The 23,258-nt window shown below is 41.9% G+C and carries 18 protein-coding genes; 2 read left to right on the top strand and 16 right to left on the bottom strand.

Annotated elements, in window-relative coordinates:
- The first annotated feature begins 351 nt into the window (after nucleotides 1-351).
- Nucleotides 352-2,457, top strand: coding sequence for a cytochrome-c peroxidase (locus BM021_RS01700; protein WP_090718060.1), 2,106 nt, complete (start codon nucleotides 352-354; stop codon nucleotides 2,455-2,457).
- A gap of 246 nt (nucleotides 2,458-2,703) precedes the next feature.
- Here BM021_RS01700 and BM021_RS01695 read toward each other — a convergent pair whose 3' ends face one another.
- From BM021_RS01695 to BM021_RS01675, 5 genes are all read right to left on the bottom strand, one after another.
- Complete coding sequence (locus BM021_RS01695; RefSeq protein ID WP_177186271.1) at nucleotides 2,704-3,678, bottom strand: sulfotransferase family protein; 975 nt, start codon at nucleotides 3,676-3,678, stop codon at nucleotides 2,704-2,706.
- Between the two features lie 5 nt (nucleotides 3,679-3,683).
- Nucleotides 3,684-4,442 carry a WecB/TagA/CpsF family glycosyltransferase gene (locus BM021_RS01690; RefSeq protein WP_090718054.1) on the bottom strand — a complete coding sequence of 253 codons (759 nt, stop codon included), beginning with the start codon at nucleotides 4,440-4,442 and terminating at the stop codon, nucleotides 3,684-3,686.
- Nucleotides 4,435-5,553: a glycosyltransferase gene (locus BM021_RS01685; RefSeq protein ID WP_256207723.1), complete on the bottom strand. Its 1,119-nt coding sequence runs from the start codon at nucleotides 5,551-5,553 to the stop codon at nucleotides 4,435-4,437. Before BM021_RS01685 ends, BM021_RS01690 begins: the two co-directional genes overlap by 8 nt.
- A gap of 187 nt (nucleotides 5,554-5,740) precedes the next feature.
- A complete protein-coding gene (locus BM021_RS01680; RefSeq protein WP_177186270.1) occupies nucleotides 5,741-7,261 on the bottom strand; it encodes a lipopolysaccharide biosynthesis protein in 1,521 nt (506 codons plus the stop codon).
- A gap of 103 nt (nucleotides 7,262-7,364) precedes the next feature.
- Nucleotides 7,365-7,880, bottom strand: a complete 516-nt coding sequence (locus tag BM021_RS01675; RefSeq protein ID WP_090718048.1) for a glycosyltransferase family protein — start codon at nucleotides 7,878-7,880, stop codon at nucleotides 7,365-7,367.
- A gap of 1,298 nt (nucleotides 7,881-9,178) precedes the next feature.
- Here BM021_RS01675 and BM021_RS01670 point away from each other — a divergent pair.
- Nucleotides 9,179-10,336, top strand: coding sequence for a beta-galactosidase (locus tag BM021_RS01670; RefSeq protein WP_090718046.1), 1,158 nt, complete (start codon nucleotides 9,179-9,181; stop codon nucleotides 10,334-10,336).
- A 359-nt stretch (nucleotides 10,337-10,695) separates the two neighbouring features.
- On the opposite strand, the gene BM021_RS01665 is transcribed toward BM021_RS01670, so the two are convergent.
- From BM021_RS01665 to BM021_RS01615, 11 genes are all read right to left on the bottom strand, one after another.
- Entirely contained in the window at nucleotides 10,696-11,616 is a 921-nt protein-coding gene (locus BM021_RS01665; protein ID WP_090718043.1) for a sulfotransferase family protein, read from the bottom strand.
- A 60-nt stretch (nucleotides 11,617-11,676) separates the two neighbouring features.
- The gene (locus BM021_RS01660; protein WP_090718040.1) at nucleotides 11,677-12,462 is read right to left on the bottom strand and encodes a polysaccharide deacetylase family protein; all 786 of its coding nucleotides are present in this window, start codon (nucleotides 12,460-12,462) and stop codon (nucleotides 11,677-11,679) included.
- 13 nt (nucleotides 12,463-12,475) lie between these two features.
- Nucleotides 12,476-13,345 carry a sulfotransferase family protein gene (locus BM021_RS01655; RefSeq protein WP_090718038.1) on the bottom strand — a complete coding sequence of 290 codons (870 nt, stop codon included), beginning with the start codon at nucleotides 13,343-13,345 and terminating at the stop codon, nucleotides 12,476-12,478.
- A gap of 140 nt (nucleotides 13,346-13,485) precedes the next feature.
- Nucleotides 13,486-15,003 carry a hypothetical protein gene (locus BM021_RS01650; RefSeq protein ID WP_090718035.1) on the bottom strand — a complete coding sequence of 506 codons (1,518 nt, stop codon included), beginning with the start codon at nucleotides 15,001-15,003 and terminating at the stop codon, nucleotides 13,486-13,488.
- Between the two features lie 600 nt (nucleotides 15,004-15,603).
- Nucleotides 15,604-16,290 carry an exosortase-associated protein EpsI, B-type gene (gene epsI / locus BM021_RS01645; protein WP_090718032.1) on the bottom strand — a complete coding sequence of 229 codons (687 nt, stop codon included), beginning with the start codon at nucleotides 16,288-16,290 and terminating at the stop codon, nucleotides 15,604-15,606.
- A 379-nt stretch (nucleotides 16,291-16,669) separates the two neighbouring features.
- The gene (xrtB, locus tag BM021_RS01640; protein WP_090718030.1) at nucleotides 16,670-17,557 is read right to left on the bottom strand and encodes an exosortase B; all 888 of its coding nucleotides are present in this window, start codon (nucleotides 17,555-17,557) and stop codon (nucleotides 16,670-16,672) included.
- Between the two features lie 11 nt (nucleotides 17,558-17,568).
- A complete protein-coding gene (gene epsG / locus BM021_RS01635) occupies nucleotides 17,569-18,474 on the bottom strand; it encodes a chain length determinant protein tyrosine kinase EpsG (protein WP_090718027.1) in 906 nt (301 codons plus the stop codon).
- A gap of 9 nt (nucleotides 18,475-18,483) precedes the next feature.
- Nucleotides 18,484-19,869 (bottom strand): chain length determinant protein EpsF, encoded by a 1,386-nt coding sequence (epsF, locus tag BM021_RS01630; RefSeq protein WP_090718024.1) that lies wholly within the window; start codon nucleotides 19,867-19,869, stop codon nucleotides 18,484-18,486.
- 73 nt (nucleotides 19,870-19,942) lie between these two features.
- Nucleotides 19,943-20,749 carry a polysaccharide export protein EpsE gene (gene epsE, locus BM021_RS01625; RefSeq protein ID WP_090718019.1) on the bottom strand — a complete coding sequence of 269 codons (807 nt, stop codon included), beginning with the start codon at nucleotides 20,747-20,749 and terminating at the stop codon, nucleotides 19,943-19,945.
- A 74-nt stretch (nucleotides 20,750-20,823) separates the two neighbouring features.
- Nucleotides 20,824-21,783 carry an EpsD family peptidyl-prolyl cis-trans isomerase gene (locus BM021_RS01620; RefSeq protein WP_090718016.1) on the bottom strand — a complete coding sequence of 320 codons (960 nt, stop codon included), beginning with the start codon at nucleotides 21,781-21,783 and terminating at the stop codon, nucleotides 20,824-20,826.
- A gap of 622 nt (nucleotides 21,784-22,405) precedes the next feature.
- Nucleotides 22,406-23,221, bottom strand: coding sequence for an SDR family NAD(P)-dependent oxidoreductase (locus BM021_RS01615; RefSeq protein WP_090718013.1), 816 nt, complete (start codon nucleotides 23,219-23,221; stop codon nucleotides 22,406-22,408).
- Nucleotides 23,222-23,258 lie beyond the last annotated feature (37 nt).

Here is a 23,258-nt window from a genome sequence, read left to right as displayed (position 1 = left end):
GGTTATTTCAAGCTCATTACACACCTAGGCAAGTCAAGTATAACAGGATGAAAATGAATGGATGAGCTTGCAATATTACCTACCCGTTTGTTACCCTATAACATAATTGCTTGACAAAAGTGGATTGATATGAGCTGCCATTTCCGCATTGCTTCAAGTACCGATCTGCTTTGTTGTTTTTATTAATCCAACCACGTGTAATTTGAAGGCAGTAACTGCAGCTACGGCTGGCTTCCCCCTGCGCTAACTTAATAGTGAGGAAATAAACTCAATTCCAACATAGGAGCGAGATGCGATAAAAGCCACCGGCAGTGTAGCCGCAGCCTGATAAAATCAGGGAGGAATATTGACATGAAACGTTCTTTTCAAGCGAAGATTAAACAGAGATGTGCGGAAATTGCCATTCTAGTGTTTGTAGTTTTGATATCGTATACAATCCATGCACAGGAGGTCCCTCCCACACTGAGTAGTCTCAAAGGGGTAACCCCCAAACTTCCGAATCTGACAGGTATTGTCACTGACAGGCAAGCAGCGATTGCTCTCGGCAAAATGCTTTTCTGGGATCAGCAAGTAGGCAGTGATGGGCAGGCTTGCGCATCATGTCATTTTGCGGCAGGTGCCGATACGCGTCTAAAAAATCAATATAGCCCTGGCGTTCTTGACCAGCGTTTTTCCCGTGGAGATTTAACATTCGGAGGCCTCACATCTGTGCCCAATGATACAACCGATCCACGTGATCTATCTCCATCCGGCACTGCTGGCCGCACAGCAGGCGGATCTGATGCGGGACCCAACTATTTGCCGAATCTGGCTGACTTCCCCTTTCACCAACTGGCAGATCCGCTCGATCGCGACTCCGCAATCCTGTTCACCACAAATGACGTATTCAGTTCGCAGGGAGTCAAGCCTTCCAAATTTGTCAATTTGCAGGCAATAGTACTTCCCGGTACAACCGATGCATTTGACGAAGTATGTACTCAGGAATTCGATGCTGCCTTTCTCTTTCATCGAAAGGTCGAACCAAGACACACACCAACTACAATCAATGCGGTCTTCAATTTCCGCAACTTCTGGGATGGTCGGGCCAATAATACTTTTAACGGCTTCGATCCGTTCGGAAACCGCTCACCGGCGGCATTTGTGCTCGAAAAAAGTAAGAATAAGCGGGGCGTCAAGCCGACCAAGCTAAAATTGAAAAATGCCAGTCTGGCATCTCAGGCAGTAGGGCCACCCTTATCGGCGTTCGAAATGTCGTGCGCGGGTAAAACCTTTCCCAAGCTTGGGCGCAAACTGTTGAGTCGACAGCCACTTGCTTTACAAACTGTGCATACCGAAGATAGCGTATTAGGGCCATTGCTTAACGCGAACGGTACGATTTCAGGTACTTACTCACAGAAGATTCGTGCAGCATTTGATCCGAAATGGTGGAGTGCCTCGGGCAAATTTACCCGCAAAAACGGCAGCATCAAGGCAGATCCCAATGGCTTCACGCAAGAGGAAATTAATTTCTCGATGTTCTGGGGTATTGCAATTATGCTGTATGAGTCGACCCTGTTGTCCGATGATGCGCCATTTGACAATGATCAACTCTCCGATGCGGAACGGCGTGGTCAGGAAATCTTCGTCGGAAAAGGAAAGTGTATCGCATGTCATTCCGGACCGCTCTTTAACAAAGCAAACGAAGGTAGAATTGAACGCATGCGGATGGCCGAAGGCAATTCCCAACCTGCGGTCTATGACAATGCTTTCTACAACATTGGCGTAGTCCCAACAGTGGCAGATGTCGGGTTGGGTGGCAAAGACCCGTTTGGCAATCCGCTATCTTTCACCCGTCAGTTTCTTGGCAACAAGAAAATTGATAACTTTGGAACTGATCTATGCAATTTCGAAGTGCTGATCCTAGCCGAAGATCCTTGTAACCCAGCAAATCAGTTAGCTGCATTGGTTAAGGCGAATGAGCGCCAGGCCGTTGACGGTGCATTTAAAACGCCGACACTACGCAATATCGGGCTTACCCCACCGTATTTTCATACGGGTAGTTACGCGACACTGGAAAGCGTCGTTGATTTCTACAACCGAGGTGGCAATCGCCGTGGCCATCACCAGCCAACTGATTTGAACGATACCTCGGGCACAGGACCGCTTGGTAATAGTGATCCAGTGGTTAATCAGCGCAAAGGCAGCAATCTCGATCCAGATATTACGGTGCTTGGCCTCACTGATAGTGAAAAACATGATTTGGTTGCCTTTATGAAGGCGCTCACAGATCCCCGCGTTGCCTGTGATAAGGCGCCCTTTGATCACCCTTCGATCAAGCTGTTCAACGGTCATGACGACAGTGGAGCTGATCAGATATTTACGATACCGGCGACTGGTGGTACGAATGGATTGCAGTCTTGCCGTCCAAATTCGGGCGATCTGTTCCAGGAAGCAGCAGCACTTCCGCCCAATGATTAGGAGTAGAGCGAGCAAGGCAACGGCATGGATAATCCAGTCCTGCTTTGTGTTTAATGATTGGATTGTGGCTCAGTAATAGAGAGAGCGTTACTCGTTTGTTTGATTTAAGGATTCAATTCTTCTAGCAAATCGGTAACGCTCAAACTTAACTGAATGGGTCAATTTTAAATCCATTACCATGTCGCTTCGACCATAATATCCTCAAAACGTACAATGCATAGATTAATTCAATCAGAATCCCAAAAACTACCTGCCTAAACCACGAATAAAGGTAATGATGCGCTTCCTGGCTTCCTTATCATTGAATGCTCTTAGGGTTTGAAAGGTAGAAAATTGCAAGCTTGCTTTCAATAGATATGGCACATCACTAATTTTTGGGTAGTGACTTTGAATTCCATAACACAAGTCATTCATTTCGGAACTGCACAAACGCTCACAAATCCAACTTTCCGTAGTTGTAATACTCTTTCTATCTCCTTTGGAAAAGGATGAATTATGTCCTAATGAAGTCAATTCAGGAAGATTTATATCAGTACAAAGAAACTCTCCCAACTTGGCACATATATTAACCGTATCCGAAAGTAAGTCTTCATACCGTAACATTATAACGCGCGGGTGATCCTTAACCCTTTGATAAAATCTAACCGCCGAACGCCAATACAATGAATATACAACAGGATGATAACGCCGGATATCATGCCCTTCTCCACTTGCATATTTGTATGATGCCAGAATTGATCGTGGATCCCGAAATAAGAAAATGAATCGCGCTTTTGGAAAGCGTTCAGCCAGCAAATAAAAGTGATAAAAATTTTGAGGTGTTTTGTCAGCCCAGCGAGACTTTCCGGTGTCTGCTGACACCAGACTGAGCAGATCATTCATCAGATCATGCCATTCATAGCGTTTGTGTTTCTGCCTACTCAGCACTTCCTGCCGAATTCTCTGAATGGATTCCGGTGTAATGTTTAGTTGTCCTATAAATTCTTCATTGACATTCGACCGTACATTTATCACATTAAGTAATAAATCAACGAGTTCTACGATTTGTAAATGACTCAATTCTCCACTCGTTGCATCCATTGCCAACACTGCCTGAAGAAAATACAAGTCATTGACGGATAGAATATCAGGTGAATTATTAAGTAATCGGGATATCAAAGTAGATCCGCTCCGTGGCAATCCCATTACGAAGATTGACTCACAATCTACACTTTTTACCATCTTGCTCATTTACTTAACCATTCTCTAATCACCAACCGAGGAAATACCCACGCATCATGAATGTATCGCGGCAGCAGCCGCCGGGGTTCACTCAATGCGCGATGAAGCCATTCCAAGCCTATCTTGCGAATCCAATGTGGCGCACGAGCTTTCTCACCAGCGAGAAAATCGATAGTAGCTCCCACACATAGGGCTACTTTAACATCCAATTGATCACGCATGGCATGCACCCAAATTTCCTGTTTAGGTGCTCCTAATCCTATCACTAGCACATCGGGTTTAACTGAGTTTATTTTTTTCAAGACTATCTCGTTCGCAGGTGACAAAGCACTAAAACCCATGGGTGGACTATGCGTTCCACAAATCTCTACCCAAGGCCACCGCTTTTGAATTACAGTAGCTGCACGATCAGCCACACCATCAGCTGCTCCCAGTAAAAATATCCGTAGTTTTCTTCTGGTCCTAGCTGCTTCAAACAGTGCCGGGCATAAATCGCTGCCCGGCACTGTTTCCGGCAGAGATTTATTTAGCAAGCGTGAAGCTAATAAAACAGGCTTACCATCGACTACCACCATTTCTGCATCTTTATAGACTGCGCGGAAGTCTTCGTTATTCTGTAACTTAACTATATGATCAACGTTGGGTGTCACTACATACAGGCACCGGTATTCCTGTTTGTCAATCCAGCTCAATAATCGAGAAACTGCTTGGTTCATAGTCAGTCGATCAATCTCAATGCCAAATATTTTCACTCGATCAAACATGATCCAATATCCCCTCATACACCTTCGCCACCCCTTTAGCCATGCTACGATCAGAAAAGCAATTGATTTGCATCTGATAGGCATTTTCTCGCAAGGCCTGCCAGTCATATTTGTTATTCATTAGATCTTCCAGTATTGCAGTCAATTGCCTTGCATCGCCTGCGGCTGTTAGTAAACCTGTATGTCCATGGTCCAATACCTCAGGAATACCTTCTACATCAGATGCCACTACCGGTACCCCTGTCGCCATCGCTTCCAGGATTACCATCGGCATACCTTCACCAAAAAGACTGGGTAAGACTAATACATCCATTTTAACAAACTCAGCATTTACATCCTGAGCAAAACCAACCCAGTCAATGGCATCTGCTATACCCAAGCGTGCAGCCATCTCTTTGATGGCGCTTTCATACTCGACAGTTTCAAAGGTACCTACTGCTCGCAGACGTACAGTCCGTCCCTTGTGGTGTAGATTTGCCAAAGCCTGAATCAGCACTTCCATACCTTTACGTGGACGAAACAGTGCTACACTGCCAATTACCCATTCTGAAGCAGGCGCTACTCGATTCGGCAAAGGACCAGGCGTTACTACCCCATTGGCTACGATCTTAATTCGGTCCTGCGACCATCCCTGCTTCTTCAGATAAGCCTCAAGGCTTTGCGATACGGGGATCAATTGCGCAACACCAATGAGACTCAATCGCTCCATCATCGCGTTCATCCAGTTGCGCCAGGAACTTTCTGTATCACGAGTAGTAGGACTATGCACGTGATGCACCATTGGCACACCAGCCAGCCAAGCCGCCATTCGTCCCACTAAGGCGGCACGTGGAGTATGTGTATGCAGCAAAGCATAACCATCCTGTTTCACGATGCGTGCAATTTCCCAGGCTGGCGCCAAATCAAATTTGGATTGCATAGGCACCTCAAACAATGACACGGTGGAATTCCGGCATGCAGAAAACTTGGCTGGTTTCACGCAGGCAAAACCCACTTCATAACCATAGTCTGGTAAACGCAGAGCCAGAACATCTTGCACTCGTTCGGCACCTGAGAAAAATTCTCCATTGATAACATGCATAACCTTTATTTTTCCTTTGCTGATATTCATGTTACCTATCCAAAAATGAGTAGTATCAACCTAATAGAATTAATATGAATGCAGTACACGCTCACAAGTAATCGAACGAACGTACGAAATGTTATTATTTATCACTTCAATGATGCTTTATTCTTAATTCAATCCGGTAATTAATAAATACCTGAAATTGAAGTTTTCATCCTTTATTGCGCTGTAATCAATCTCTTCGCGCAAAAACTTCAAAAAAACGGGCACGGTGACGTAATCCTCTATCCAACAGCGCCATATCAAGTTGATTCAATGGCTTAACCAGCATGAGCCCAACTCCATAAATCAGTAGAACTAAAGCCAGTGCCCACCATGGGCCAAATTCAAATTCAATCGCCCAGCCAACGAATGCTAGTATTACTGCCAAACCCAGGCCGCGTGAAATGCCCAGCCAGTCCAATTCCATATATCCAGCCTGACGATTAAGCCAAAGTAAAGTCAGGCTATTCAATAACCATACACTCAGCACAATCCCGCTAGCAACTCCAATTAGTCCCCAATTCGAGCCAACAAAAACTGCTAGAGGTGTCATTACAGATAGCAGGCTAAAGTGTCTTAACTGGCGGGTATACGGAAATATTTGCATGACCATGCTAACCAGTTGGCCCTGACTCGTCGCTCCCAAACCCAACAGCATAATTAACATAACCATACCTGCATCAGCAAAGCGTCCACTGCTGGCCACCATAATAAGTACATCACCCGCAACACTTATCGTTACCATACAAGCAGCAATGATAAGCAAATTGCTCTTCCACAGCAGTGCCATACCTTGCTTAACCACATCAATTTCTCCAGCCACGTAGCGGGAAATCAGCATTGGACGAATAACGTTCGCAAGTAATTTTGCTGGTAAATAGCGACCGATGATCATCAGCAATTGTTGAAGAAAAGCAAACATACCTGCTGCTTCTAACCCCAGAGTGCGTGCTACCAAAATGCGTAATGCACCGAAGCTGGCAATAGCTCGGAGCAAATTAACGCCTATCATGTTCCATGCAAAATCGAATATATCACGCGTATTTACCCTAAAATTTCCCGTACCAGGTAAAGTGCGTAATTTCCGCATTAAGAAAAACTCGGCCAATAAAAAACAACTCAGGGAAATAATTAAGTCTACCCAAAGCAATTGTTCCAGAGTCAGGTTGCCAACAATGACGAGAATAGCTACACCAGCCAGACGCCCTAATGGCATAAAAGCACTAATTAATTGAGACCAGCGCTGTTCTAAAAGACATTCCAGCATTTCTGAGGCATAGCGAAAACCGATAACGGTGATGATAAGTCCCACCACAAGCAAGGTGGCATCTTGTTGCTGCATACTGAAGCCCATCCATGCAGCGATATTCGGCCAGAAGAAGGCAATTAACATTGCCCAAAATACTATAACGGTAAGTCGAATCAGAGTCATCCAACGAACAAACCATATCAAAACGCCCGGTGCTCCCCGTTCTGCTAATTCAGGCAAAAAGCGCCGCACTGCTTCCAGCATACCAAACGAGCTCAGTGGCACCATCATCTCTACCATTCCCCACAGAACCATGTAAATGCCATAGTCTGTTGGTACCAACAAACGCACAAGCCAAAGTGTAAAAATGAAAGAAGCTATTGCCTGCGCAGTTCGTCCCAGCAAAAAATACTGAACCGCCTTGCGAAACCGTTTACCTGAATAGAGATTGGAATTTTTCAAATCGTTTACCCAAGTAATCCTTGATATTTTGACTCCACCAAATCGGCAATCACATCATATGTGTGGTGAGTTCGTACCCAAGCTTGTCCTTTTGCTGCCGCCATCATTCGCGCACGCTCAAGATCTCTAATAAAAAACAGATTTCACCAGAAAAAGCTTGTTTACTCCATGAAATACATCTCCCAACACCACTGACCATCACCTGGCATTGCTCTGGAAGCTCGTTTGCAACAATGCATTTGGCCATAGCCATGTATTCAATTAGTTTAGTCGGAGATAAAATCAGAAAAACAGAAATAGGAGCTTTGGTATTCGCATCTTCAGGTTTCTCCACTTGGTCAGTTCGAATACCCATAGGAGCAGCCGTCATCTTAGCGAGTAAAATGCCATGTTGTGCTACATTCTCCTTCATCCATTCGCTCTGTACAAAAATATGATCCACCCGCGGCAAGATAACCTTGTAGAGCAGAATCTGGATAATTTGTACTTTCAGCTCATCTAGTTGATGATGCGGTATGAGTTGGTTACGCGCTTGATATAGTTTTTCCGCAAATACAAAGAATTTCTCACTCACCTGAATTACATCATACTGACCTTTGATGGCAATCGGCAGAATCATGAAATCTCCACTACGTCTGTCCGAGATAGTGAAAAACGATCCTCTACAATGTAAAACTTCTTCATGGTAATTTTCTGCTAACTTACAATAAAATAAGTATCTATATGTTTATTTCCTTGATTCGTAGTTCATATGTATACGCCAAGCAATAAGCTACAATAACTATCCATTAATTAAATTAGTAGAGATTAACAATATCTGACGAGATGTTTAATTCATTAGCAAGTTCAACAAGCTGTTCCTTGCAGCGCTCTCCTGTCTCTCTCAAGCAAAGCCCAGAGTTTACCGATACGTTGTTGAATTTAGCAAGCTATCTTTTGGTAAAACTCCAAAGCGATTCAATTCCATTATGTGGAAAGCTCATCCCGAACAAATTCCTAAGCGCCATGATTTACAGAAATTTTTATTTTTAATAAACCTACATACAACCCAACTATTGTAACTCTTCTGGCGAAAAAAACGTGAAGTCCATATTTATCTCCATGCTGAACATAGCCTTATAAGAAATCGGAAACAACTCTACTGAAAGCTGTAAATTACCATGCCGCCGAGCTTCAATTTACCCAATGCAGCTTACCGTAACAGAAAATATCTGTTTGCTTTTACGAATATCGCGAAAGTAACTTTCATTTAATCCCGCTACGCTATCAAAGATCTCGGGAGATGCTTCTTTTAAATAATAAACAATTGCTTTTTCGTATTTACGATAAACAGAGCTGCACTATTAGGTTAATTTCAAATATATCTGCTGATATCGCCATAACTTCCAACACAAATATTCCGGTAACTTTTATCGTGCTTTCTTACTAATCTACAATGGCTTATCTAAGCCAATCTGCTACTGCTACCATTTTTATATCTCAGTGTACTTGTAAAGAAAGCATGTTTTCTTACCGGTTTTATTTGTTGACATGGAATAATTTCCCACGTATAGTCTCGGTGCGCGTGGGAAATTATTACACTGATGTAATGAAAATATTACGAAAGAGAAACAGTTCTCATCTATTTTAATTTCTTCCGGCTTAATTCCTTACTCTTTGGAGTGTTTGGAATCTATAAAAGGAGGCATACCGAAAGGGGGAAAACGACACCCACCGTTTCTGCCGTAGCAGAAGTGGCTGTTCGAGGTTGCCTTTATTTTTTAATATCTTAGAAAATCCTGAATAAGTATCTAAGCTAGTGATTCGTTGCTAGCAGTACTCATAAAACGCTTATCGGTCTTTTAAGCGCTTGATTTACTGCGCTTTAGTCGCTAGCAGTTTTTCAGGAACACCTTAAATTTAAAGGGAGTTTTTTACATGCAAATTCAAAGTATTATTCAATCAAGGATAAGCACTATTCTTTTCCTCGCAATAAGGCAAACACGCGCTAGATTGATCGCATCATTGTTTACTGTAAGTGTAGTTTTGGTTGGCTTGGGAATGTGTGCTGCCGGGGCTGTAGCTGCAGTTGTTGATAATCCGGTCAAATGGCATCCGGGGCATTATGCTATGCTTGTAGAACCAGGTAAAGATAGTCCCCAACATATGGAAAACGTATACCGGGAACTTGCCAATACACCAGCGCTGCGTGGAATAGTAATCCGTTTTACCTGGGCAGAACTGGAACCCTCAAAAGGGGCATACAACTTCAAGTCCATTGATAAGCATCTAGCCGAATTAACTGAACGAAAGAAAAGGCTCATTATTCTACTGGAAACAAAATCTTTCCGTCATGATTCAATGGACGCACCAAAATACCTAAGAACAGACGAATACGATGGGGGCGTCTTTGCTTTTAGAGGGAAGACTACAGGGTACAACATCAAGTTATGGAATGACCGGGTGCGCGATCGCTTGAATGCTCTTGTGACCGCGTTGGGAAATCGCTACAACAACAAACCTTATTTTGAAGGCTTTGGTCTGCAAGAAACTGCAATGGGAGACCCGATCAAACCCATAACCGCTAAACAAATCGATGACTATTATGATAACTTGCTTGCGGTCAATCGGCAGATGCGTAAAAGTTTTCGCAATACGATGACGTTCCAATATACAAATTATCCTCGCGGAATTCTCAGTTCATTCATCGGTGCATTAAAGGGAATGGGCGCAGCATTGGGTGGCCCGGATATTTTCATCCAAGACCCAGGATTGCTCTTCAAGGGATCAAAGCATTCAGATCCAGGTCTCTATACTTTTTATCCCAAGCTTTCTAATATCATGCCTCTAGTAATTCAAGTAGAGAAATCGAATTATGAGGATACCCGGCATGATGGGTCAGGCTATAAACCCACTGTTAACGAGTTATTAGCTTTTGGACGAGACAAACTGAAGGTCAATTACATCTTCTGGACACGATCTCCAGGCTATTATGATAAGGTAGTGGAAATGCTAAGAATGCAAGCTCAGAAAAGTACCCCCTCGGGCGGATTAAATCCAGCTTGCCCTAGTGTCTTTGCTTCCTGTTCCAAATAGCAGTTTCCTAAGCTGATCTACTGGGTGAAGATTTATTACTGAGCTCTTCACCCTAATGATCAATCCTCATAATGGCCAATTACTGGCATAACAATTAAGTTTTGTATCTCAATGTAGAACTCACATGTTAGTGAAGCCTCTGTGGAGGCTTCGTTTTCATAGCGAGTATCAAAGTTATTTTATAGATTTTTATATGCCCTTCATCCATACAGGTCAATAAAAAATACAAGCATCTCTTTTACCAAGCACCTCTCTTCCCAGATGTCATATTGATGCAGTATGACATGGTGGAAAATAACCTCAGCTTGCCAAAACAAATCATCGCTCTTTTAATAAGTCGACTCAAAACAATCAGGAGATTATGATCTGCTATTTATTTCAAAGCCCCAGCGACGCAAAGTATCTTCCTGTAGGTTATGCACCATCTTCAATTCTGAGTCTGTCCAGTTACGAGCCCATGCTTCCTGTTTTGGCGCAAGATGCAAAGATTCTATAATATTCCAGTAAGCATCTTTTTGGGTAGTCACTTCCATGAAATCCAGGATACGCTGTAACTGCTCACGTGGGTTGTGCAGCAGCTTATCATATCGTACTTCCAACAAGTGATTACTTTGAATTAATGCTGTTCCCTGCTCCAGCGCTCGCATTTCCTCAACCCAATTTCGTGCTGCAAGCTCCAACGGGCTGAAGCCTTCTGCGATCATTTGTTGAGGAGTCTTGCTTGCCCAGTACAAGATGTGATTGTTCCACCAAGATACTCGTAACAAAGAATAGGCAACCGCACGACCATCTCTGATTAAATGAATATATTTTGCATTAGGAAATATCTGCTTGAGGATTGATACACGACGATTGTTAGCAGTACGCTTGGTTAGTAATACTTCGCCACGAGATATCTGGCGGACGCGCTCAAGTCTGTCTCGCAGACACTGGCCTGCTTGAGGCTGCAGGCGATAGTCATCGGCAGGTGTTCGGGGAATATTACAGCTAGCATATACCGATTCCGCCTCCGATGGCGTCGGTATAATAGATTGCAACCATGCACGCCGCTCATTGAAGTAAGCATTACCATGTTCCTTAAACCATGTTCTGCGCTTATACTCCGGAAACTGGTTAAGCAGATACTGTAAGTAGGCCAGAGCGGGCCAGTTTGGGTAACGATTTTGATAATTGCTCAGGTAAGCCACACTATGATGTATGGATAGCATCTTGTAGAGTAATGTAGTGCCGGAACGGCCTGCCCCAAGAAGAAATACTACGCAGCTTTTTCCTTTGCTCATAATGGTTCCTGAACCATATTCCTTGTATCCCTAGGTACAGCCCTATAAATATGTAAACTATCACTCACATGCAGGATCGTTACTTTCATTTTTTAGTAATTGACGCACCCTATAACGAACATCGGATACAGGCGGCATGTCGTTAGTTGCAAAGTTTAATTTCAAGCGAAATTGCCAAGGTGCATCGCTTCCCTTGATTTCTGAGCGACGTAATAGATATGGATCAGTACCCTTCCGGTTTCGCCCAGAGATAGTCGAACATCCCCCTCTATAACCGGCCTCTATAACTGCATCCCGAGCCGCCAGATTCCAGCTTCCGAAAGGGTACGCAAAATGGGGTATTTCTTGGCCAACTATATCTTCCAATGCCTTCTTACTATCTTCAACTTCCTTGGATACAATGGTTTTATCGGTCTTGCCAAGCCAAATATGATTAACGGTATGGCTACCGATATCTATACCTGATTCAGCCAAAGTACGAATTTCACTAACCGTAAGCATGCGCCTGCGTGGAAATCCAAAGACTTCAGCGAAGTCGTTATACCCACCTACCAGTTTGGATACAATAAAAACGGAAGCCGGGTAACCAAATTCCTGCAGTATCGGCAAAGCATTTTCATAAGCGCATGCTATGCCATCATCAAATGTTATTGTCACAGCTTTATCTGGAAGCTCTATTTTGCCAGATACCCCATCCAGTACCGCTGCAAATGAAAGAACCTGATAGCCAGCCTGGCGAATTTGCTCCATATCTTTCCGAAACGCCTCTGGCGTTCGACAGAACCGAGCCTCAGCAGCATTTTCCGGAGCCGCTACCATATGGTACATCAACATCGTCACAGGCATGGATTAATCCCCATCATGACTTCTTCTGCACTGCTGACCAACTTGGCCAAGGTAGATTCTCCCGTCCAAGCAGATGTACCAGTTCGCGCATATCTTCAGCCAGCATTTCTTGTAAACGGATTCTTGTATCCTCGCGCATGGGCGGAATAACTTTGCGTAAGTCAATCTGGTTATAGTTGCGACGTAAACGACGAACAAAATCACTTTTCTTGATTGCTTCAACTATTCCACTGCCACCTACAGATCGACCGAGCTTTCCCAGCTTCTTGAGAGAAGAATCCAAGCTGGAGTTTTTAACGACTCGACTTTCATTAACTTTTTTATCCAGAAACCAGGATTGGTGATCTTCAGATACTCCCAGAAAACGATATAAATTTTGTGCTTGTACCAAGGGATAATCACGAATATCCTCCTGAAAAATAACTAATATCTGATCTTTTGGAAAAACTGCAAACCAGCGAGCAAGATGCTGCGCGTAATGTGATTGCATTAAATACATGGGATTATTTTTCAGCCCATTCTCAAAATCAAGATTCTGACCGGTTACATGACCTAGTTTAACTTCAAACAAGTGATTAGAGTAAGCACGCTCTACTGGGTCGCGTAGAGAAAGAATGATTCGCATATTTGGATTATAAAGAAATACCCGATCGGGTGCTGCCAAATCAGAAAAATATGAAGCTGATATATCACCTACTGCCTTAGCGGAACTCGTATCGCCTAGATGCTTCTCGTACCATTCATATCCGAAATTATAGTAATATGAGAAAAAATCTATTTCTTTACCTGGATAGACTGCTACTTCTGGGTGATCAGACAAGACTCGGTGCACCCAAGTAGACGCACATTTCTGCGCACCTATCCCCAAAAAATCAATCTTCATATATAAACTCCCTTTAAACAAATACACGGCAACAGAAAGAGTAAACGGTATCACTGCATCTATCCAGATGGAAACAGATTCACAACGGCAATACCTTAAGCGTTACAATCAGAATATTGAGATTAAATTTGCACTATAACTCACCTCTCAGGATTTGCCTTTACATAACGTAACCAATAACCAGCCTGACCAAGCAGTAGCATCATCAGGAACTGGATAGGTATGGAGTAAAAATGAAAATTTTTGTAAAGCAATGTTATGGCAAGCAGCAATAAGCCAGTTTCACCCACTCTAAGAAAGATACGGTGAATCTCTGGAATGGTTTCATTTTTGGCGATGCGCCCCGAAGTTCTTGCTCCCTGTAGCAGTATCAGAAGAAATGCCAGATGTCCTACAATACCTGCTTCCCATAGCAGAACAAGGGTAGAAGATTTTTGGAGTGGATAGGGAAAACGTTGCGCCAACTCACCCACACCAATTTTACTGGCATCTGTTGCACCCATGCCATAGCCAAATAAGCTATGGTGCACATCGCCGCTTTCGATATTGAACTCCCACCAGAGATTCATATGATTTACGCGACCCAACTCGATCCCTCTTCCAGTCTCTGCATCTGGACTTAATGCCCTTAGCACACGATCATAAGTTGAAACAACCTGATCACTTTTGAATGTATGCATGGAAATATTGTCATAGTGAAGCTTTTCATAAGCGGTAAATATACTACCGACCAGCAGAAGTGCGCCGATTATAACCACAACCGACTCAATGGGTCGCTGCACTAGCTCTCTGCGGTAGTAGAGGCCAAAAACAACCGGCAGTAGCATGACCGCAGCCTTAACTTCCGCCAAACTCAGCGTGCAAAGCCCTGCTACCACTACCAAAGCCATCCAGCCAACATGTAACTTACCTTCACGCCATAATGCAATAGCGATTAGCATAGCAATTAATAACATGACGGCCATTGCAGCACTATCGCCACCGCCTTCGATATTGCCATGAAATGTGCCTATTACGGCATCCCACGGAGAATATCGTGCGTTCTTTGCAGCCACAAAGAAATATTGATAAATTGCCATAGGCAGCTGCAGTACCGCTACAATTAAGAGGGCCTTCCATAACCGCATCATTGTTTCAGGGCTTACGAGACCGAACATAAACACCAGCATTAATGGCCACATGAATAAGTAGTGGCGGGAGGCATTCACAAAATCCGCAAATTGAGGTTGATCAATGATCGTGGAAAAGAATATTAATACAATAAAAATAACAGGCCATACAAGATCACTTGAAATCCGAACTGATAGAATGCTAGTTTTGTTTCGCAGCAGGTGAAGCACTACAGACAACAACAACGCTGCACCTACCAATACCGTAAGCCATTGAAGTTGTGTGAATCGAAAAAAATATGCACTCGGTCCACTGATTAAAAAAGTTGCACAGAAAATAATCCAGATGATCCATGCAACGGGTGTAATAAGAATAAAGAAAATCCCATACAGCGCCAGCAAAGCAAGTAGGAAATATAAATTACCAAATGCTGCAAGTATGCCACTTAATACTGCCAAAAATAGGGCACTAACCGATACTAAAATAGTCAGCAATACATTTGATTGTGAATTCTTATTAATCATTAACACGAAAGATGATGCTTTCATAACTAATTCGTACCGCAAGATACTATATCTTTGTCATCATTTGTTGAACTAACTTAAGCATTTATGGATAAAATGACGTTTCCAGAACAGGAATTATTCCTGACACACTACAAACATACAGAAAAAATCAGAGTCATTCTCAGCATATGAAAGCGCTACATCGCTATCTATTGAATTAAGTAATGAATTCATTGTGCTAGCTAGCCATCGCGACCGCAACTTGACTAATATAAAATTTATCGGAAAGTAATTCTATTTCTGTAGCCATAATTGCACCCCCCAAGTCACTACGTATTATTTAGTAATTAATTCCTCGCGACAGCTAATTCTTAAATTTTCATAACCCTTCACTGTCAGGTCCTCCAAGTTATTAATCGGTAGTTTTACGATACACACCGTTACTGTTCAGATAATTAAATACATCTTAGCTAATTCAATAACTTTGAAGTAATTTTGAGTTTATGAATAGTAGACTCTACCTTATATCTTACGATGTAAAAATTAACCCCGCAAAACAGGGAATTAAACCCATAAGATCAAGCATTCCGTTATTCGAATTAACTAAACTTGTTTGATTTCATACGCTGCTAAAAGAGCATTTTATACTTCAAAAATTCCTATTAATCTGACACGTTCCTTGCCATCAACAGCTGACAATAAATCCTGAATAAAAATAGCTTGTAATTGATAAGCATTAGCATTATCTGTATCTATGGAAGAAACTCTTACTAATACCCCATCAGGCACATTCCCAGTCAAACCATAGCGCAGTTGCTGCAATTTCTGATCAAGCCCCGGCAAAACTGCTTTGCTACCAACCGTTACCCAGTAAGTTATAGGCTCGTTACGATTACCTTTAACCGCTAGTAAGCGTTTGATAGGTAATTTCCCGTATTGCGTAAGTAATTCGTCAGATAAAGCTTTCATTATCTCAAAACCTTGCGCGTAATAACATACTTCAGGCTTATGCACTGCCAAGTTATCGCTTTGGTCTCCCCCATATGCTATAGAAAGCATAATCCGCTCATTCCGAGAATTAACGTAGGTTCGTGCCAACGTTTGATTATATATCTTGTCTAGCTTAGCTTGTGTTTCGGCATCTACTTGCAATGGCACAATTGATTTATCAATTTGCCAGTCCCCAAACTTCTCAGGAATCATCATTTCAAGGTTAACTTTCTCCTGCTGATCAGCAATTCTTGTAGTTGGAGTCAGAGCCATAGTTAAAGCCCCAGATGACACCATCAATATACCCATAGTGATGCTGGTAATTAAAGACTTTCTCATTGACTTCCTCTTGGTCACTCAAAACGATACCGTATTATCTTTATCACTGATTAAAAATTCATAACTACGAATACTTATGAAGAACTGATACTTCAGTAAGGGCAATAACAAAATAGATAGCGTAACTTACCCAAACCCATCTTGATCCTGCCTTCCTCAATCTCAGTCTTCTTCTATTGAAGAAATAACAATTAGACAAGAAATATTTCTTCGCCTATAACTATATTTCCAATCAGGTTATAGCAGCATTAAGAAAATTTCACAAATGCAATTTCTTTGGTCAGTGAAATCAAGCACCACAATTACGACCGAAGACTTATCCATCCGGGTGTTTTTATCGCGATATATTTGCGATTGTTGATATAACTGCCCAGACAGACTAATTATTATTAAGCTGTGGAATATTTATCGGTTGTGTTTTTGCAAAATATTGCAATAATGTATCCACGCCAAGAATTAATATTAGTGCACTGATGAATAAAACCATTCCAGCAAATCCATGTAAAAAACCCTGTCCAGCAGCATCACCATAATGATAGGTAATCAGTGTAAGCACAATAACACGAATAACGTTGGCGGCAAAAGAAATCGGTATTATAAGAATGGCCAGTGTCACATTCCGGAAAACTGAAGTATGATGAACCAAATTCAGATAAAACAATCCGAGCGCTTCCAATGTTAGCAATGTCTGCAACCCAGCACACGCATCTGCCACAAGAAGCTGATACTGTCCAATTTGAAGAATAACTCCGTTCCGTGCTATAGGATAGTTCGCCCAAAATAAAATATGTTCTGCTACGTACGAAACAGCCATCTTCATGGGCATCGTTAGCAAGCTAACTAATTGACCAGGCAACGGAATCATAAACAATAAGAAAAAAATTGGGAACCACATAGCTTTCAGCGCACTACCACCTCGTTTAATAAGTAATATTGCTACAAGTGCTATGATAAAAGAACCGATTTCGAACACTAATATCTGTTGAGAACGACCGATAATATAAAGTAGAAGAGCTATAAAAAAGAATATCCATCCCCAAACTGAAGTGAGTTTACCTTCGCTTTTTTTTATCATTCCTGGCCACTGCCGATAGATAAGCCAGAGTGCAAGAAATAAAATGATTGGCCCATGCGCCTGCTCTTCGGTAGCCCATAAGCCATTAAAAAGATCATAGAAAGTAGGTATGTATAAAGCAAGTAACCCCAGCAGAACAGGCCATTCTGATATCACTAAACTTGAAATGTATGGTTTGGATAATAAAGGCATGGCCAATTATTTCAAAAATCAATCAGAACAGAGCCCACCACTTCACTGCCGCTATATTTCAGTTGCTCATTCATAGCATTGATATCACTCAAACGAGTATTGTTCTTATGTGCAACTATTAATACGCCATCTGTACGAGCAGCAATGGCTAATGCATCAACTCCACTTGAGAAAGCCAAGGTATCGTAAAGAATAACATCAAACTGGCCTGCAAGCTGATCATTCAGTTCGTCAAATGAATTACGATTAAGAAGTTCTAGGGGGTTGGGTGGAAGAGTTCCCGCTGGTAAAACAGATAAATCAACAAAAGATTCTATCTTAGAAATTACCTCAAAAATATTAGCTCGATCGGCAAGAACATCAGATAAGCCATGCTTATTTTTTAGATTAAAAATTTCATGTTGTTGCGGACAGCGTAAATTCGCATCAATTAATAATGTTCTTTCTCCAAGCTGTGAAAATACTACTGCGAGATTAGCCGTAAAGAGGCTTACTCCGTCATCAGGGTTATAACTAACAACTGCCAATGCCTTATGCCCAGAAGTAAACCAACGTAACATCAATTGGCTGCGCACCGCACGAAAAACTTCAACTTGAGTACCGAATGGCTGATAAGCAACCACTAGCTCTGGCGGATGATTTCCCTGTCCTGGTAATAAATAAGGATAATCAAACTGCTGCGCCAGCACTAACTGAATATCTGCCTCTGTGATTAAACCCAATTTTAATGCAGCATCACCGAAACGCAGACCAGTCTCTTTTTGCAAATGCAATATACGTTCTGCTTCAATTGGGGTGATTTTCCCCATATCCAGGAGAATATGACCTATACTAAACTTTCGAATAGCAGAGGTATTCGTGCTAATAGAGGCAGAATCGCTAAGTCTCTTAGTCTCTGAGGAGCCGGAGGTATTCATTTTCTTTTCCTATTTTAGGCTTAGGTTGATTCTTCTCATCAAACGCGGCCAAGGCAATGGCAAACGCCTCTGTTCCGGCGCTCCCCACTTTATTACACCAAGAACAGGTGCCTGGAGTACATCAACTAAGTCTTCTGCTGAGCGCACGCGCTGATCAATCATTTCCGCAAATAAACCAACCCCCAACCCCAACAAGGTCCCCAAAAATAATGATAAAACCATATTTAGCCATATCTTAGGGCTATCGGGTTGATCTGGCGTCTTTGCCGTATCAAGGATAGAAACACTCGATAAATTAGCTTGACCTTCAAGGGTAGTCTGATTTAAACGCTGCATAGCATTGTTATAGGCTTGCTGAGCGCCTTCAACTTCCCTAACCAGAAGGTGAAGCTCATCTCTCGCACGGTTAAGAGAGAGCACCTTAGCTTTTTGCTCTTCTAGTGCCGCACGAATCTCGGCTTCCTGGCTGATAGCATCTTTGGTAGTAGCTTTGATATGCCTATTAAGTTCAGACCGCAGTTTTTCAACCTCGGCTCTCGCTGCGGCGTAGCTAGGGTGATTGCGCCCCAGCTTCTGGGAAATTTCTGAAAACTTGGATTCAGCTTGGGATAAACTAATTTTAAGGTTACTAATCATTGCGTTTCTAGCAATACTTTGAGTCTCATTACCGCGAGAATTATTACCTTTTTCTGATGCTGCTCCTATCAATTCTGCTTGAGTAACTACCAATTGACTAGAGAGATCATTTAATCGTCTTGTCTCAACGTCGAGTCGAAAATCTGCATCAATAATTCCTTTTTCATGCTGGTACGATGTCAATTTTTTCTGTGCCGTTTCCAGTCTTTCACGCAGCATGTTTAACTGATCGGTAAAGTACGCGGCAGCCTTTTGCGAAGGCTCCACTGTGAGACGAATACTCATCTCCTGATAAGCATTTGCAAAGGCATTAGCAATGATTGAAGCAAATTCAGGATCTGTACTCTTAAAATTTATCCTGATCACACTGCTATCACGTGAGGTTTCAACACTCAAATTTCTAAGAAGAAAAGCAGCCAACCAGTCACGTAATTCCATATTAGTACTGCTGTCCTCATAATTCCGTTTTACAATTTCACTCTGATCAAGTTTGAGTTGATCTATCACCATTAATGCAGTTTTGGAGCTCTTAATGACATCTAACTGAGTAGCCATATGGCCTGTAATCTGTTGTGCAGACAGCATAACTCCAGTCACTGGATCGGGCCCTTTATGAGTCAATACTAACGTTGCAGTTGATTTGTAATTTTTCGGCAATAACAAACTTACAATCAGCGTAGTCAAGACGGTCACAATAAGTGTAAGCAGAATAATCTTGCGACGGGCCAGTATGATCAGAAGAAATCGAGAATAATTCATATTTAAAATCTCATCTTACTTGGTTTAGTGACAGTATTTCTTCGCAAAAAGAACGCAGGTTTTTTAGGAAATATCAAAATAAGCTTTCCTTGATATATATCACATCATCAGGCTGAACCAAATCACTGGAATTAACAGTTAATACTTGTAAATTGCCTTCCGCATCGCGACGCTGAATTCGCAAACCACGCTCAGTGCCTCGCTGAGTTAATCCCCCCCCTACTGACAATGCTTGTATCACTGTCATGTTTCGTTCAAGTCTGTAAGCTCCAGCACGTTGTACCTCACCATAGATATAAAACCGTGGAGCTCGTTCGACATAAATAAGATCATCACTTCGCACAGTCAAATTTCGACTCAGATCACTAGAACGAATCATTTCCAGAACGTCAATCACTTCCTTGATAGGCTTGCTTCCATCAGAGCGAACCAAAGTAATTACTTCTCCTCCCTCTGGAATGATGCCTCCAGCCATAGCAAGAATATCAGTTAAACTACGCTTGCCTTCGATGGGATAACGCCCTTGATTACGAACATAACCAAGTACAGATACCATTTGGCTTTGCAGTGAAGCAGCAAAAATATTTACTTGGGGTTTACGTATGAGGTCGCGACTTTCCAATAGATTGACTATCTTTCTTTCAGCAGCAGAAGGAGTTAATCCGCTCACTGATACTTCGCCCAACAATGGAAATGTTATATTCCCTGCTTCACTTACTTTCGTTTCAGTAGTAAGATCAGGATGTCCATAGACAAATATTTTTAGCGTATCTCCGGGTCCTAGTACATTTTCCTTAGGTTTTGCAGCAACTGCACTGCTAATACAAGCCACTAACAGGAGCATAAAAATCAATGCCAACAATAGCTTTGTTTTATTCATAACAAACACCCATTTACGTAATCCATTAAATTTGCATCATATAAATTTGATGAAATAAACCTTAAAATCCATTTTTATTTTAAACCCATAATACCACGTTCAATCGAACCTTCTGAAACTGACTCAGGTAAATTTAAGTTACCTGTTACATCAGGAATAATAATTGTTGATTGGGTAGCTGATCTTTCCGTGTTTGATACTGGTGCTTTAACGTTAAGATATTCTATTTTTGCTGCTGAGCGCAAGCGGTCAATTTCTGCATCAGTCGCTTGCTTGTACTTCTGATTAGTCAAATATCTTTCAATTTGTGGTGCAGCTGCAGCTGCTGTGATCGGACTATTTTTAATAGCATTAATGGAAATCAGGAGGCTACTCTCTTGCTCATTGATGATAAAAATATGATTCTTACCTTTTTCTAACATCATGGCCACCATTTCAGAAGGCAAATCAGTAGTACTACGCGATGTCAGATTACGGGAATATTGGACATTATGTTTACCAAGCCAGGCTGTGGCTTCATCAAGAGACTTAGCGCTATCTATAATTGCTTTTAGCTCCTCGCTAAAGTCCTTCGAAGCAATGCGCACTACCGTTAAATCAAATTGCTTGCGTTGTGCAAAATACTCCGGGTGCTTTTGGAAATACTCATCAATCTCGGCTTGCGATGGTTTAGCCACTTTATTTACTATGCCTTGCAAGTATGCTTGCGCAATAATTTGAGCATTAGCTCGTTCACGGGCCTGCATAACCTCAGGAGTTCGATCAAGTTTGTTATGTATCGCTTCATCGACTATTAATTGGCGGGCAATCAGCGACTCCAGTAATTTTTTGCTGGCTTCTTCATACTGATCAGCACGAACACCAGCACGCCTTATTTCATCATTAAGTTGGAGCGTAGTAATTTCTTGGCCATTAATACTAACTAATGCTTGCCCAGGCTTTTTCTCTTTGGGTTTATTATCACAAGCAGAAAAAGCCAAAATAGAAATAAGCGCTAGCCCCATCAATTTTATCCACTTATATGCTAATCCCATCAGTCTTTTCCTTTATAATTATAAATATAATGAGGTAACTCGTAATGCGCCCTTACTTCCACTGCCTTAACTACAATACTACAGTCAGTAAGAATCATATAATCATTTTGCAATCGGTATGACAATTAAATAAAAATTTTAATAATCTGGAACAGTACTTATTAAATAGAAATATAATCATACATATACTGATTACTCTGCAGAATAAATAAATTATAAGCTCTGCGTACCTCATCGGAATATTAAATAAATAGACAATATACGCTTCAATTCTCTCAATAAAGTTAAAAAATATTTTTGAAAATTAATGCTTATCAAATTGATGCTTATCTACGTCACTGTTTTTCCAAGGATTGCGAATTAAAGCGTATGCAGCATTTGATGCGGGAGGAAAGTTCGATCATTTGAAATGATCCAAGGCCATTAAGTGCGCAGGATGTTGAAATAGTGGTTGAGTACTGTAGTATTTTTCATAGTGATCTAAGCATGCTGAAAAATCAGTCAGCGGATTCTATCAGTCTTCAGCATTCTGATCGATGTATCCGAATAAATCAGTGTTTCCTTAGCAATTTAAGATAACGAATTGACAATTCTTAAGCCAGTTTTTTGCTATCAAAAACTTCTAAATTCTCATCTTTTGACGAGTAGCCCAAGCAAAAAGTCGACCACCCAATAACCATCTGGCTATCACAGCTGCCTTTGAATCCCACGGCAATGCATGTCGTACTGCAGGAATCGATTGAGTGACAGCTTCTAAAACCGCTTTGGCAATTATTTCTGGACCTGGTGCTTGGGGCTCACCAGCCAGAAGCCGATATAACCCGAGTATGATTTTTTGGTAAGCAGGCGGATGTTTCACCTTCTTAAGCAATTCCAATTCCTTGGTAACAAATTCTGTTTTGATCAAACCGGGAGCAATCATTACCACATCAATTCCAAAAGCTTTAACTTCCCCTCGCAAAGCTTCTGATAAAGCTTCCACCGCATGTTTGGATGCTGCATACCAGCCAAAGCCAGGGAGCGCAATTTTACCTAGAACTGAAGAAATATTAACAATACATCCTGACTGCTGTTCGCGCATATAAGGAAGAACTGCTTGCATAAACCTGGCATAACCAAAAACATTCACTTCAAGCTGATGATGAGCTGCTTCCATTGACACACATTCAACCGCACCCAATTGGCCAAAACCGGCATTATTCACTAATACATCAATGCGACCTTTTGTCGTTATAATGTGACTGATCGCTGCTTTGATAGCTTCTACATCGGTAACATCCAGCGGGATGGGTTCAATATGATCGGAGCGTATCTCTTCCAATCTTTCCTTACGTCGCGCCATAGCAAACACATAAAAGCCATTCCTAGCCAGAAGCCCGGCAGTAGCTCGTCCAATACCACTTGATGCACCAGTAACCAATGCGATTCGCTGTATCATGTTTTTCTCTCGTTCTATTGTTACAGAGGCGGAGTAC

This window comes from Nitrosomonas sp. Nm166 (assembly GCF_900112825.1).
Lineage (GTDB): Bacteria > Pseudomonadota > Gammaproteobacteria > Burkholderiales > Nitrosomonadaceae > Nitrosomonas.
This window is presented reverse-complemented; position numbering and strand designations above follow the sequence as displayed.

Coding starts and splice junctions, on each gene's coding strand:
- BM021_RS01620 (WP_090718016.1), bottom strand. CDS start 21,783: ATGGGATTAGCATATAAGTGGATAAAATTGATGGGGCTAGCGCTTATT.
- epsE (WP_090718019.1), bottom strand. CDS start 20,749: ATGAATAAAACAAAGCTATTGTTGGCATTGATTTTTATGCTCCTGTTA.
- epsG (WP_090718027.1), bottom strand. CDS start 18,474: ATGAATACCTCCGGCTCCTCAGAGACTAAGAGACTTAGCGATTCTGCC.
- BM021_RS01675 (WP_090718048.1), bottom strand. CDS start 7,880: ATGATTCTGCCGATTGCCATCAAAGGTCAGTATGATGTAATTCAGGTG.
- BM021_RS01615 (WP_090718013.1), bottom strand. CDS start 23,221: ATGATACAGCGAATCGCATTGGTTACTGGTGCATCAAGTGGTATTGGA.
- BM021_RS01700 (WP_090718060.1), top strand. CDS start 352: ATGAAACGTTCTTTTCAAGCGAAGATTAAACAGAGATGTGCGGAAATT.
- BM021_RS01650 (WP_090718035.1), bottom strand. CDS start 15,003: ATGAAAGCATCATCTTTCGTGTTAATGATTAATAAGAATTCACAATCA.
- BM021_RS01655 (WP_090718038.1), bottom strand. CDS start 13,345: ATGAAGATTGATTTTTTGGGGATAGGTGCGCAGAAATGTGCGTCTACT.
- BM021_RS01690 (WP_090718054.1), bottom strand. CDS start 4,442: ATGTTTGATCGAGTGAAAATATTTGGCATTGAGATTGATCGACTGACT.
- xrtB (WP_090718030.1), bottom strand. CDS start 17,557: ATGCCTTTATTATCCAAACCATACATTTCAAGTTTAGTGATATCAGAA.
- BM021_RS01695 (WP_177186271.1), bottom strand. CDS start 3,678: ATGGTAAAAAGTGTAGATTGTGAGTCAATCTTCGTAATGGGATTGCCA.
- BM021_RS01665 (WP_090718043.1), bottom strand. CDS start 11,616: ATGAGCAAAGGAAAAAGCTGCGTAGTATTTCTTCTTGGGGCAGGCCGT.
- epsI (WP_090718032.1), bottom strand. CDS start 16,290: ATGAGAAAGTCTTTAATTACCAGCATCACTATGGGTATATTGATGGTG.
- BM021_RS01685 (WP_256207723.1), bottom strand. CDS start 5,553: ATGAATATCAGCAAAGGAAAAATAAAGGTTATGCATGTTATCAATGGA.
- epsF (WP_090718024.1), bottom strand. CDS start 19,869: ATGAATTATTCTCGATTTCTTCTGATCATACTGGCCCGTCGCAAGATT.
- BM021_RS01670 (WP_090718046.1), top strand. CDS start 9,179: ATGCAAATTCAAAGTATTATTCAATCAAGGATAAGCACTATTCTTTTC.
- BM021_RS01660 (WP_090718040.1), bottom strand. CDS start 12,462: ATGCCTGTGACGATGTTGATGTACCATATGGTAGCGGCTCCGGAAAAT.